This is a genomic window from Ensifer canadensis (genome assembly GCF_017488845.2).
GTDB classification, from domain to species: Bacteria; Pseudomonadota; Alphaproteobacteria; order Rhizobiales; family Rhizobiaceae; genus Ensifer; species Ensifer canadensis.
In genome coordinates this window covers 716,475-729,253 of sequence record NZ_CP083370.1, presented here as the reverse complement: position 1 = coordinate 729,253, position 12,779 = coordinate 716,475, and the positions used below count along the sequence as shown (strand labels likewise).

Here is a 12,779-nt window from a genome sequence, read left to right as displayed (position 1 = left end):
GGGTCGGTCAGTATCCAAGCGGCGGAGCCGGCTCTTCTTCCGGCTCGGCGACGCGCATCTCGTCGGTGTTGTCGGTCGAAAGATCCTCGTAGGCGCGCCAGGCCAGGACCAGCAGGAAAGCAAAGAAAGAGAAGGAGATGACGATCGCCGTCAGGATGAGAGCCTGCGGCAGCGCATTCGCCGCCGGCCCTGCGAGCGTATCGGCGCCCTCCGGAATGACGGGCGGCACGCCGCGCGTCAACCGGCCACCGGTGAAGATCAAAAGGTTGACGGCATTGCCGAGGACCGCCACGCCCAAAAGAACGCGAATGATGTATTTCGACAGCAACAGGTAGATGGCAACGGTAAAGAAGATGCCGACGAGCAGCGCGAACCATGCCTCCATCATTCACCTCCCCGCTCTTCGAGCGACAGGGCGATCGAGCTGATGGCGCCGACGACGACGAGATAGACGCCACCATCGAACAGCATCACCGTCGACAGCGGCACCTCCACGCCAAGCAAGGAAGGATAGATCCAAAGCCCGGTCATGAACGGCACGCGCGCAGCCATCGAGATCAGGCCGGCGATGGTGGCAGCGAAGAGGCCGGCGCCGGCAATCGCCATCGGATGGAAATAAATGGCGCGACGTACCGTCTCCACGCCGCAGGCGATACCGTAGATCGCCAGCGCCGACACGGCGATCAGCCCGCCGATGAAGCCGCCACCCGGCTCGTTGTGGCCGCGCAACAGGACGAAGATCGAAAACAGCACCATCAGGCTGGTCAGAAACGGCGCAACGGCACGGAAGATCACCGATCTCATGCGCCGTCCTCCGCGTCCGGGTCATTATCGGCGATGCGCCGCAGCGAGCCGGCCCTGAGGCGAACGAGAGACAGGATGGCGAGACCCGTCACCATGACGACGGCAATCTCGCCGAGCGTATCAGTGCCGCGGAAATCGACGATGATGACGTTGACGACATTGGCGCCATGCGCAACCGTCTTCGAATAGAGATTGAAGAAATCGGTCAACGAGGCGTCGAAGGGCACGCCGGTCACCTTCAGCAGCATAAGCCCGAAACCGATGCCGCAGGCGAGCGCGATGGTGAAATCAGGAAGTCTCTGGCCGAGCGGCCGATGATCGGAGGGCGAGAGCCTCAACCGCGTCATCACCAGCGCAAGCACCACGACCGAAAGGGTCTCGATCATGAACTGGGTAAAGGCGAGATCCGGCGCACCGTAAAGCAGGAAGATGACGGCGACTGCAAAGCCCTGAATGCCGAGCGAGACGATCGCGGTCAGCCGGTCGGCGGCGAGAACGACAGCGAAGAGCCCGATGACGGCGATCGCCATGATCGCGAGCTCATGCAGCGGCACGTCGCCCGCAAAGAACGGTGCGCGCGGCAATTCGCCATAGTAGATCGGCGCGCCCAGGAGCACGGCGGCCACCAGCACGAAGGTCGCCGTCATATAGACTTCAAGGCGACCTGACTGCAGCCGGCGGGTCAGCGCGACGGAAAAGCGCACGAGGTTTCGCATGAACTGATCGAAACCGCGATCCGGCCCCCAGCCGATGTCACTCAGGATGGTCGCGATGAAGGCACGCAAGCGGGCGAGGTTGAGATAGCAGACAATGCCCAGAGCGATGGTGGCAAAGGACAACACCAGCGGCATGCCGATATCGGGGATCGCCGAGATCGTGATCTGCCTGGGCTCGCCGGCAATCGCCGTCGCCATCGGTGTCGACACAAGCTCGTGGGTGAGGTTGGACAACAGGGCAGCCGACAGTCCCTTGGCAGCCAGGAGTGCAGGCCCGAGCCAGAGAAGCAGCGGCGCCTCATGCGGCGACTTCGGCGTTTCGATCTTTGCGCCGATGAAGGGCTTGAGCGCGACGGCGAAAGCGACGGCAAACATCAGCGCATTGCCGAGGATGGCAAGTGAAGCGAAAACCATCGCGCGCCGGTCAAAACTAGGCAGCGCGTAGTAGATCTCCTCCTTGGCGAGGAAACCGAAAAACGGCGGCAGGCCGCCCATGGAAAGTGCTGCGGCAAGTGCGATCACGAACGTCAGCAGCATGGCGGAGCGCAGTCCGCCGAGCTTTGTGACATCGCGCGTGCCGGTTTCGTGGTCGATAATGCCGGCGACCATGAACAGCGCGCCCTTGAACAGCGAATGCGCCACCAGATAGAGCGCCGCCGCCTCGATGGCATGCGGAAAACCGAGACCGGTCAGCATCACGAGCAGGCCGAGAGATGCCATGGTGGTGTAGGCGAGCATCAGCTTCAGGTCAGTCTGGCGACAAGCGAGAACCGCGCCGATGATGAGCGTGGTGCCGCCGAAGAGCGGCAACAGCATCTGCCATTCCGGCGTTCCGCCGAGCACCGGGTTGAGGCGCATCAACAGATAGACACCGGCCTTAACCATCGTTGCGGAATGCAGATAGGCCGAAACGGGTGTCGGCGCTTCCATCGCGTTGGGCAGCCAGAAATGGAACGGAAACTGGGCAGACTTGGTAAAGGCGCCACCGAGCACCAACAGCAACGCGGCGAGATAGAACGGGCTCTCGCGCATCTCCGGACCGAAAGACGTCAACAACGAAAGCTGGGTGACACCGGTGACATTCCAGATGATCAACAGGCCCGCGAGCAGAAACAGCCCGCCTCCCCCGGTGACCACCAACGCCTGCAGGGCGGCGCGCCGGGCGGCTTCGCGCGAATGGTCGAAGCCGATCAGCAGGAACGAGGTGATCGAGGTCAGCTCCCAGAAAACGAAGAGCATCAGGAAACTGTCGGACACGACGAGCCCGAGCATCGATCCCATGAACATCAGGATGAACGAGAAGAACCGCCCCTGCTGGGGGTGGCCCTTCAGGTAGCCCCCGGAATAGAGCACGATCAACGCGCCGATACCGGCAATCAAAAGCACGAAGGTCAGGGACAGGCCATCGATCAGCCAGGAGAAACTGACATTGAACGACGGAATCCACTCATAGCCGCCGGTGACGACTTCGCCACGAGAGACTTCCGGCCAAAAGCCCATGAAGTGCAGGACGATCGCGGCAGGAAAAAGCGCCAGGATCCAGGCCGCGTTATGCCCAAGGAGTCGGGTCAGGAGCGGCGCGACGAGTGCCGCGACGAAAGGGAGAGCAAGAGCCAGCAATGTCAGGGCCGCAACATCCATCGTCCGGGCCAGCTCCTTTGCGCTTTGATTGATTGATCGACGAACGAACGAACACCCGACATAAAAGAAGGGTAAAGGCGCCTCAAGGGTAAATCGGGTAAAATCGACGTTATGCGCTGTTAAGTCCGGCAAATGCCCGGAAAATCTCCAGTTTTCTCGTGAGATTGGTGGTCACGTTTGACCGACAAGGCAAAATCATCCGATGCGACATCGCCTTGGCATACACGTCCGCACAACACCGGTCATCGCCGCCGATCGGCCTGCGCATGCGATTAAAGTGTTGTTAGCAACATCCAGTGGTATCGATGGCATGAAACGCGCTGTATCTGGTAATTCGTCGCGATTGGATGGTATCTCCGATATAAGATACGCAGCGGCACAGATGCCGACTTCGACCGAAGGCCAACGCCCTTTCCTCGATAAGTTGAAGATAGGCAAGCATTTGAATTTTCAGGGGCTTCAGCGCCATTTCATGCTTCCCGCCGGGCGTGGCATGCTGTAATTCAAAGTGCTACAGCGACCTTTGCGCGTCTAACAAGACGCGCGGCGCTGTAGATCGTTCGTTATCGCTGATTGACTGATGCACCGAATTGCACGGCGTTTCTCTTGAACCTGCGAGGTCTGGCTTGGAACGGTCTCACATTGTGGCGGTGACCAGTGTACTTGCGGCGCTGGGCGCCATCCTTCCGATCGTCGCCGCGTTCTATCTCTCCTGGTCAGTCGCCACCAGCAGAGAGGAGACCCGCCTCAGCCGCCTTGCCGAATATGCGATCATGCGTACCAATACGGCGTTCGGCGAAGCAACATCCGCGCTCAAGTCTGCCGACCAATTCAGCTTCACGCCCTGCTCCCAGCAACATATCGCGGCGATGCGCGCTCTGGTTGTCAACACGCGCTCCGTCGAGGATATCGGTTACTTCGAGGGCGATGCGCTCAAATGCTCCTCCTGGGGCAAGCCGGAAACGAGCGTCGGCCGCGGGCAAGTCGACTTCACCACAGCCAGCGGCATCGGCGTGTCGGCCCGGGTTCATCCGACGATCAGCAACGGTCGGGCGATGCTGGGATTCCGGTACCGATCCTACAGCGTGCTGACCGATCCGGCTCGGCTCGTCGACGTGCTCGCCACCCCGGATACGCGCCTTGCGATCGCCAGCGATACCGGCACCCTCGTCAGCGAATTGAACAACCCGGATGCATCGTTGATCAAGCGGCTGATCGAGCATACGCAGACCGGCACCGATGCGGACAATCTGTTTGCCACCGCGACCGGCTCCGGCTGGATTGCCATTGCAACATCGTCACGGGCGTTGCTGCTGAAAGATCTCGGCCGCGAACGGCTACTGCTCCTGCCGCTCGGCGCGATCGTCGCTGCGCTAATGGTCGGCCTCGTCTTCTGGCTGTCGCGGCGGCGTCTGTCGCCGCTCGGCGAACTCTCGATCGCCGTGCAACGCCGCGAATTCATCGTGCACTACCAGCCGCTCATCGAGATGAAGACCGGCATCTGCGTCGGCGCGGAAGCGCTGGTCCGTTGGCGCAGACCCGACGGTTCGCTGGTCAGGCCCGATACCTTTATCCCGCTCGCAGAGGAAAGCGGCCTGATCCAGGCCATTACCGATCAGGTCATCGGCGGGGTTATCAAGGATCTCGGGCCGGTCCTTGTCGCCGACCGCTCGCTACACATCGCCATCAATCTGTCGGCCGACGACATCAAGTCCGGGCGCGTCCTGCCGGTTATCCAGGCGGCGCTTGCAAACTCCGGCGTCCTCACCGAGCAGATCTGGCTCGAGGCGACCGAACGCGGTTTCATGGACGTGAAATCCGCCCGCGCAACGATCGAGGAAGCCCGTCGGCTCGGCCATTCGGTAGCGATCGACGATTTCGGCACCGGCTATTCCAGCCTGCAATATATCCAGGACCTGCCGCTCGACGCATTGAAGATCGACAAGTCGTTTATCGATACGGTGGGTCTCGTCTCGGCGACCAGCGCCGTTACTCCGCACATCATCGACATCGCCAAATCGCTGAACCTCTACATCGTCGCCGAAGGCATCGAACGACAGGAGCAGGCGGACTATCTGCTCGCGCGCGGCGTGCAATACGGCCAGGGCTGGCTCTATTCCAAGGCCCTACCAGCGCCCGAGTTCATCGCATTCTACAACGACAGCAAACGTGTTCACGGTGCCGGCCCAACCGTGATCCGACGAGATATTCCCGAGGTGCCGCCGGCCGTCGGCGGCGATTGAAAACGGCGCCCGGCCAGTCCACGATCAATCCGTTGCGATTGCGGCGCGAAGGCACGCTGATCGGCCAAACTGACGGTCGCGGTCACACGACGAGGCTGTCGAGATAGGCTGCAGCCTCGTTGGCGCCGATGCGCACCCATATCGGCACGCGAGCGTGATTTGCGGCGCGTCACCGCCGATCCTATATAGTCGCGAAAATCACAGGGAGATCTTCGATGAGAGACGCAAGGGCGGCGAAAGTGATCAAGAGCGAAGCGGAGTGGCGCGCGCAGTTGTCGCCCGAACAGTACCGCATCACCCGCGAGCACGGCACCGAGCGCCCTTTCACCGGCCCGTTCCTCGCCAACAAGAAGGCGGGCACCTATGAATGCGTCTGCTGCGGCCGGGCGCTGTTCCGCTCCGATACCAAGTTCGATTCCGGTTGCGGCTGGCCGAGCTATTTCGCGGCGATCGACGACGAGGCGATCCGCGAGATCGAGGACCGTTCGCACTTCATGGTGCGCACAGAAATCCGCTGCGCCGACTGCGATGCCCATCTCGGACACGTCTTTCCCGACGGCCCGCCGCCGACCGGTCTGCGCTACTGTCTCAATGGTCACGCGATGACGTTTACCGAGGATTGACGCAAACAGACGGAAGCATTCGCAAGCTCAGCGCTGTTCCAATAGAAACAGCTGTTCGTGCACGGATGTGCTATTGATAGTGAAACCGTCGAAGCAAGCCGGAAGGAGGTCCGCATGCGTCGCATTCTGGCTGCATTCGTTCTTCTGTTCTCGGCTGCTTGCCCGGCCGCGGCAGACAATGACTGGCACGCCTACGCCAATCCCCGCTTCGGCTATATTCTCGACATTCCGCCGGGCTTCGAAGTGCAAGGTGAAGCCGACAATGGCGACGGTGTCAGCTTTCATGCCAACGATAACGGCGCCACGCTCTCCGTTTTTGGCAGTGAACTTGTCGATGGCGATTTCGAGATCGACGTCAACGACCGCATGGCGACCGAGCGGGAAGACCAATGGCGGATTTCCTATTCACGCGTGACCTCAGCCTGGGCCAGTTTCTCGGGCGTACGCGGCGAGGAAGTGTTTTACACACGCGCCATCGCACTCTGCGACGGCAGCGCCGCCTATTTCCGTCTGCAGTACCGCAAGAGCCGGTTGACCAGCTTCGATGGCGTCATCTCGCGGATGGCGGAGGCTCTGAGGCCCTCGGAAGGCTGCCAGCAGACGCCAGTGGCGGCAGCCCCCGTAGCCGCCCCGAACTGAGCGCCCGGATTTTTTGATCAGGAAATCGCCGTGCCGCTCAGACAGCTGACGACGGCCGAATAATGCACTGCGGCGCCGGTGACGACGAAGGAATGCCAGATGGCGTTCTGGAACCGCAGCTTTTCCCAGACATGGAAAATCACGCCGGCGGAATAGATGATGCCGCCGATCAGGATCAGCACGAACGTTGTCGCCGAGAGTGCCGACAATAACGGCCCCACCGCAAGCACGCCGCTCCAGCCCATGGCGAGATAGAGCAGGATCGCAAGCCGGTCGAAGCGGCCGGGGAAGAGGCACTTGATCACCACGCCGAGGGTGGCGATCGCCCAGATGCCAATCAACATCGCAAACAGGAACGGATCCTCCCAGCCGCGCTGGAGGAAGGGCGTGTAGGTGGCGGCGATCAGCACGAAAATGGACGAGTGGTCGAAACGGCGCAGAAACCATTTGGTCCGCGAAACCGGGTAGAGGTTGTAGAGGAACGAAATCGACAAGGTTGCCAGCAGTCCCGCGCCATAGATCGCGGCGGCAGCAAGCTGGCCGGTCGTGCTCCAGAGCATCGCGTAAAAGATAAGTGCTGTTACGCCGACGAGGGCCGCTGCAAGGCCGACGCCGTGCACGATGCCATCGGCAATCAGTTCCGATCGATCGTAGTTCCACTTGACGCCGGCGAATTCCACTTTACCCCGCTTCCGACCTTCTTTCGCGCTCAGGCGGCGGTCGTCTTGCTTATTTGCCTTATCCTGCCACAGCCTGGCGCCGTGGCAAAGAGCTCGACGATGGCGAAAGCATCAACTTTTGCAACGCATTACAACAGAGACATGACGTGATTGCGAAGACGGACGTCCCTTGTCTGCAGCACGGGTTGCGACCAAATTGTCCGCAGAGGCGGGAGAACAACGTCCAAAGGAGAGTTTTGCTGCGCACGCCGGAGCCGGGACAGGCAGCAATCCTGACGGCGCTTTGCCTAAGATCAAAGGCCGTCTGGGGCTATGACGAGGCCTTCATGGCCGCCTGCCGCCCGGCCTTGACGGTGACGGCGGACGACTGGATGCAGTCGGATATCCAGATTGCCGTTCAGGATGACGATATCGTCGGCATGGCGCAGGTCCTGTATCACGGAGAGATCGCCGATCTCGACAAGCTGTTCGTCGATCCGGCCGCGCTGGGTGGCGGGATCGGCCGACGCCTGTTCGAATGGAGCGTGGAAACGGCGCTGCGCAAGGGTGCGAAGGTCATGACTGTCGATGCCGACCCGGGCGCAGCCGATTTCTATCGCCGGCTGGGGGCGGTCGATGACGGAGTGGTCGCCTCTGTTATACCAGGACGGTTCTTGCCGAGATTGAAGCTCGACCTGACGAGCGTCAGGTAAGTCCGGATCACCTACTGCATGTTTCGTTAAATCCTATTCGATTTAAGGATAAAAACATGCAGCAATTCAAAGTGTTACAGCGACCTTTGCGCGTCTAGTAAGACGCGCGGCGCTGTAAGACGTAGCAGCGAGGCTGCCTATCGCAAGCAGCCTCTAGGGCAAGTAACAGTCGCCGAAAAACATCGTCACTTCGCGCCGGCGGCGACCTCGGCGGCGCATTCCTGGCAGAGCGGCGCATGGGGCACGGCATTGAGCCGTTCTGCGGAAATCGGTAGGCCGCAACGCACGCAGGTTCCGAAGGTGCCGGCCGCAATACGGTCGAGCGCCGCGTCGATCCCACGGATCTCCTCCTGACCGGCAAGGCCAATGCCCTCCAGCACCTCGTCGTTCTCCCGTTCGGTTACCCGATCCGGCACGTCGGCATTCATCGGCTCATCGAGATCGTGCTCGATCTTCACCAGTCGGCCGTAGAGTTCGCGTTTGCGGCTGCTCAGCCGTTCACGAAAGTCGTCAAGCGCAAGCTTGTCCATGGGAAGACTCCTTGAAGTCGTGGCGCTTCGGGCGCGCCCCGCTCCTGTTCTTGATTGTTGGCGGCTCACCGGTCGACGAGAACGGCGCAGGGGCAATGGCTGACGACCCGGCTGGCGGTCGATCCGATGAAATAGTCAATGAGACCCGGCCGGTGCGAGGCAATGATGACGAGGTCGGCGTTCTCTTCGTGGGCGAGCGCATTGATCGTGCCGGCCGCGCCGCCGGTGCGGATCTCGATGCGTCCATTGATTCCGTGCTTGGCCTTCATCGCTTCCAGCGTCTTCGTCGCATGCTTGCGCGATTCCTCGACCATCTCAAGCGGGAAATCGACGATCATGTAGCCCTGGGCATAGGCGTTCAGATCCTCGACGACATTGAGCAGAACAATCTCGCCCCCTTCATCGATCAGCTTTTCTGCAATGCCGAGCACGGACTCGCCATGCTCCAGCTGATCCATGGCAATAGGGACGATGATCTTCTTGTACATGCTGCACTCCTTTGCGTTGCCTACCCGGATCGCCGGCACCGAAATGCGGGGGCAAATCCCACGCATTCGAGACTGAGCCCAGACGGTTCTTCCGGCATTGATTGAAATCAAATCGAAAGCGCCGCGATCGCATTGCCCTGTGTAATTGAGCTAGGGCGACAACGGCCACTGTCAACGCTCATCGAACACAACATCAAATGACTGACGGTCTTCCGTGAACGCCGACTTCGGCCCATATTCACCGGGCAGTTTCAACGAAACTGAGGCCCGAAAGGGCCACCGGTTTCGCCGCGCAAGGAGACAACAGATGATATCCACCCAGAGCACACCGCCTATCGACATTGCGGCCAATCACGCATTGGCGATGCCGGCGCATGTCGATCATTCGCATCTGGTCGTGGAGGATCTGGCGACAGTGTCGCAGTGGTATCAGCGCATCATGGGTCTTAAGCCGCTTGAGACGAGCGCCAGCGGCGAGACGCTGGGCGTTGGCGCCCGGCCGCTGTTGACGCTGACCACGGCCGGCAATGTCGCCAGGGCGCCACGAAACGCACCTGGTCTCTTTCATACCGCTTTCCTCGTTCCGAACCGTCAGGAACTAGGACGCTGGCTCGCCCATGCCGCCCATAACAATGTCCGCCTGCAGGGCGCGTCCGACCATCTCGTCAGCGAAGCGATCTATCTCGCCGACCCGGAAGGCAACGGCATCGAGGTCTATCGTGATCGGCCGCGGACCGATTGGAACTTCAAGCCGGACGGAACCGTCGGCATGGATACGCTGCCGCTCAACCTGCAGGCGCTCTATGACGAGGCGCCGAAAGACGACTGGAACGGGCTTGCCGACGGTACCGGCATCGGGCACATCCATCTGCAGGTGTCCGATATCCCCGAGGCAGACGCGTTCTTTCGGGACGTGCTGGGGCTCGGGTTGATGGCGCGCTACCCGGGCGCAAGCTTCTTCGGCTCGGGCAAATATCACCACCATGTCGCGGCCAACATCTGGAACTCTCGCGGCGCGCCCAAGCGCGAGAACAATATGACCGGCCTCTCCGACTACACGATCCAGTTCAAGGATCCGGCAGAGCTTGCAAAGGCGGTTGGCAAGCTCGACGAGATGGGCATTCAGGTCGAGCGAAACGGCACTGCTTACAATCTCGTCGATCCCTGGGGGATCGGCCTCAGGCTTGCAGCCTGACGCCGCCTCGCGACCCCTCCTCCACCGCCGCCACGACTGCGCTGCGTCGCTCACTCCGCAACGCGGTCGTATTTCTGCTGGACGACCAGTTCGACCGAGCGGCGGGGCCTTTCTGAGCGGATTCGGCAGCCGAGACGAATTCCCAGATTATCGCCAGGATTGTAAACACGCGGCACTGGCGCGCCCTGCGTCATCACGCCGCTGGAAAGATTTTGGATAATCTATCAATAAACTTGAGTAAAATAGTCTTATAATCTAACCGCACCGCCATGGGCGTCGCCACGCCCAGTGTATGCGGAGTTAATAATATGAAATACAACACTATTTTAGCGTTTGCGCTTGCAGACGCCACGATGCTTTCGTCCCCGGCCCTGGCTGTGGAGTTCAGGCCGCAGGCCGAAATCGAAGGCGGTTTCTTCAGCGGCGGTTCGGCTGTCAGTGGCGGCTTCTTCCTGCCTTTCGTGCTCGACTCCGGCAACGCCATTTTCATCGATACACGCGGAACGATAGAAAACGATAAGGTCCGGCAGGGCTCGATCGGCGCCGGTTACCGCTTCCGCGCCAATGACCAGTGGGTCATCGGCGCCTATGGCTACTACGACTATCTGAAGAGCGAGTACGGCAATTCGTTCAGCCAGGTATCCTTCGGTCTCGAGGCGCTCAGCGGCGACCTCGAAATGCGCAGCAATCTCTATCTGCCGCTTTCCGGCGCCAAGACGCTGAGCGCCTTCAATGCCGCCTATGTTCGCGACCATGTGCTCGTCGTCCAGGAAGGCAAGGAGCGCGGGCGGCGCGGGCTCGACGCCGAAATCGGCCGGCGGCTTCCGGTCTTCGACGAAGGATCAGACGTCCAGCTGAAAGTCTTCGGCGGCAGCTACTGGTACGGCGGCAAGAACCTCGACGACATGTTCGGCGCCAAGCTGCGCGCGGAGCTGACCTTCGCCAACCTGCCCGGGCTTTCCGAGGGATCGACCGTCTCACTCGGCGTTACCGGCACCTACGACAATGAGGACAAGCTCAAGGGTGCCGTCATGGCACGCCTGCGCATCCCATTCGGGGCGACGGCGAAGGCAAGTGATGCCTTCGACCCGATGGTCCAGCGTGTCGAGCGCTCGAGCAAAATCCGCACGCATGCCGGCCCAACCGGCGATGTCGAGGCGGCGCAATTCGTTGCCAACGGCCGCAACCCCGGCAAGGTCGTCAACATCTCCTCGGCGAACGGCGACGCGGCCTCGATCAACGCTCTGATCGGCGCAGCCGGGGCCGATGCGCTCATCCTTGCCGATGGCAATCTCGGTCTCAACCAGTCGCTGACGCTCGGCTCCGGCCAGGCGCTTGTCGGTGGCGGTGGCTCTATTGCGGTGCGCGGCGCAAGGAGAGGAGCAACCGCATCCTTCGTCAACCACGGAGCGGCAACGACCCTCACCGGATACAATCCGGCACAAGACGTCGTCACCATGGCGTCCGGCAGCAGCATCGCGTCGCTGTCCGTGCGCGGCGGTCTCGCCGGCATCGCCGCAGCCGATGCTCGAAACGTCTCGATCGACAATGTCGACATCTCCGCCACCAATCATGACGGCATTCGCTTCACGCGCGTCGACGGCGCGGTGGTTGAGAACAGCCGCATCCATGACCTGTTCATCTGCGAAAACAACACAGCCTGCGAGTTCTCGGTCTACAATCCCAACAAGGCACCCTATGCCGCCGTCAGCGCGATCGGCAGCACAAACGTGACCGTACGCGACACGACGATCGACAAGGTCACCTATGGCGTGTTTGCCGGCGGCGAATTCAAGAAACTCAGCCGCACCGAATACGAGCTAATCACCGGCACGACAGATATCAAGCTCGACAACGTCACCATCAGCAACTCTCGTCGCGAAGGCGTGCTGCTCGTCGCCGGCAAGGACATCCAACTCGACCGCGTGACGATCGACAATTCCAAGCAGGACCGCGACATGGATCTGGTGGTGCTGCAGGGCACGTCGAACGTTGCGATCAACGACATGCGCCTCGCCGGCGGCATCAATGGCCTGATGTTGATCTCCAGCCCGAACCTCGATGCGACGACCACCAATGTCGACGTCAAGGGCCTGAAGATCGACGGCACGCGCAACGCCGGCATCTTCTTCAACCCGGTCTCGGGCATTTCGCTGCAGGACGTCACCGTCACCAATGCCGGCACCTATGGCGCCTATATCTACGGCAGCGACTATGAGTTCCTCGGCGGCGCCGCGAGCAACATCGTTCTCAACAACATGACGGTCGACAAGGCCGGTACGGCGGGCCTCTACTTCTCCGGCCCGGCTGCCGACATAAAGGGCAATGTCAGCGTCACCAACACACCGAAGGATTGCCTGCTCGACACCGGTTGGGCACCCGGCACCATCACGCAGGCTCCCGGCTCGGTGCTGACCGTGAACGGTTCGCCGCTTGACCAGAGCAACGCCGCAAGCCGTTGCCGATAACATTTGCGGCCACGCCCTCCATGTGGGGGCGTGGCTTTCTTTTGCTGGAGAACGCTGTCG

Annotated in this window: 13 protein-coding genes; 7 read left to right on the top strand and 6 right to left on the bottom strand. The window is 61.1% G+C overall.

The window, feature by feature from the left end:
• Positions 1–7 precede the first annotated feature (7 nt).
• Genes J3R84_RS03540 through J3R84_RS03530 form a run of 3 tightly spaced genes read right to left on the bottom strand, consistent with a single transcriptional unit; the run spans position 8 to position 3,161 of the window.
• Positions 8–385, bottom strand: coding sequence for a Na+/H+ antiporter subunit C (locus J3R84_RS03540; RefSeq protein ID WP_025426317.1), 378 nt, complete (start codon positions 383–385; stop codon positions 8–10).
• Positions 385–804 carry a Na(+)/H(+) antiporter subunit B gene (locus J3R84_RS03535; protein WP_025426316.1) on the bottom strand — a complete coding sequence of 140 codons (420 nt, stop codon included), beginning with the start codon at positions 802–804 and terminating at the stop codon, positions 385–387. Before J3R84_RS03535 ends, J3R84_RS03540 begins: the two co-directional genes overlap by 1 nt.
• A complete protein-coding gene (locus J3R84_RS03530) occupies positions 801–3,161 on the bottom strand; it encodes a putative monovalent cation/H+ antiporter subunit A (RefSeq protein WP_025426315.1) in 2,361 nt (786 codons plus the stop codon). Before J3R84_RS03530 ends, J3R84_RS03535 begins: the two co-directional genes overlap by 4 nt.
• A gap of 202 nt (positions 3,162–3,363) precedes the next feature.
• Between J3R84_RS03530 and J3R84_RS03525 the strand changes: the two genes are divergently transcribed.
• The 4 genes from J3R84_RS03525 (at position 3,364) to J3R84_RS03510 (ending at position 6,666) form a co-directional block, all read left to right on the top strand.
• Positions 3,364–3,663, top strand: a complete 300-nt coding sequence (locus J3R84_RS03525; protein WP_057221497.1) for a BTB/POZ domain-containing protein — start codon at positions 3,364–3,366, stop codon at positions 3,661–3,663.
• Between the two features lie 124 nt (positions 3,664–3,787).
• Complete coding sequence (locus J3R84_RS03520) at positions 3,788–5,404, top strand: EAL domain-containing protein (RefSeq protein ID WP_025426314.1); 1,617 nt, start codon at positions 3,788–3,790, stop codon at positions 5,402–5,404.
• 215 nt (positions 5,405–5,619) lie between these two features.
• Positions 5,620–6,027 carry a peptide-methionine (R)-S-oxide reductase MsrB gene (gene msrB / locus J3R84_RS03515; protein WP_025426313.1) on the top strand — a complete coding sequence of 136 codons (408 nt, stop codon included), beginning with the start codon at positions 5,620–5,622 and terminating at the stop codon, positions 6,025–6,027.
• Positions 6,028–6,141: 114 nt separating this feature from the next.
• Complete coding sequence (locus J3R84_RS03510; RefSeq protein WP_025426312.1) at positions 6,142–6,666, top strand: hypothetical protein; 525 nt, start codon at positions 6,142–6,144, stop codon at positions 6,664–6,666.
• Positions 6,667–6,683: 17 nt separating this feature from the next.
• Here J3R84_RS03510 and trhA read toward each other — a convergent pair whose 3' ends face one another.
• Positions 6,684–7,346, bottom strand: a complete 663-nt coding sequence (trhA, locus tag J3R84_RS03505; protein ID WP_025426311.1) for a PAQR family membrane homeostasis protein TrhA — start codon at positions 7,344–7,346, stop codon at positions 6,684–6,686.
• 236 nt (positions 7,347–7,582) lie between these two features.
• On the opposite strand from trhA, the gene J3R84_RS03500 reads away from it, so the two are divergent.
• The gene (locus J3R84_RS03500) at positions 7,583–8,038 is read left to right on the top strand and encodes a GNAT family N-acetyltransferase (protein ID WP_025426310.1); all 456 of its coding nucleotides are present in this window, start codon (positions 7,583–7,585) and stop codon (positions 8,036–8,038) included.
• 185 nt (positions 8,039–8,223) lie between these two features.
• On the opposite strand, the gene J3R84_RS03495 is transcribed toward J3R84_RS03500, so the two are convergent.
• Positions 8,224–8,568: a TraR/DksA family transcriptional regulator gene (locus J3R84_RS03495; protein WP_025426309.1), complete on the bottom strand. Its 345-nt coding sequence runs from the start codon at positions 8,566–8,568 to the stop codon at positions 8,224–8,226.
• 65 nt (positions 8,569–8,633) lie between these two features.
• Positions 8,634–9,056 carry a universal stress protein gene (locus tag J3R84_RS03490; RefSeq protein ID WP_025426308.1) on the bottom strand — a complete coding sequence of 141 codons (423 nt, stop codon included), beginning with the start codon at positions 9,054–9,056 and terminating at the stop codon, positions 8,634–8,636.
• A gap of 307 nt (positions 9,057–9,363) precedes the next feature.
• Here J3R84_RS03490 and J3R84_RS03485 point away from each other — a divergent pair, with 307 nt between their 5' ends.
• Together J3R84_RS03485 and J3R84_RS03480 are read left to right on the top strand one after the other, a co-directional pair.
• On the top strand, positions 9,364–10,251 hold the full coding sequence (locus tag J3R84_RS03485) for a VOC family protein (RefSeq protein ID WP_025426307.1): 888 nt from the start codon (positions 9,364–9,366) through the stop codon (positions 10,249–10,251).
• Between the two features lie 308 nt (positions 10,252–10,559).
• Entirely contained in the window at positions 10,560–12,719 is a 2,160-nt protein-coding gene (locus J3R84_RS03480; protein WP_203529124.1) for a right-handed parallel beta-helix repeat-containing protein, read from the top strand.
• Positions 12,720–12,779 lie beyond the last annotated feature (60 nt).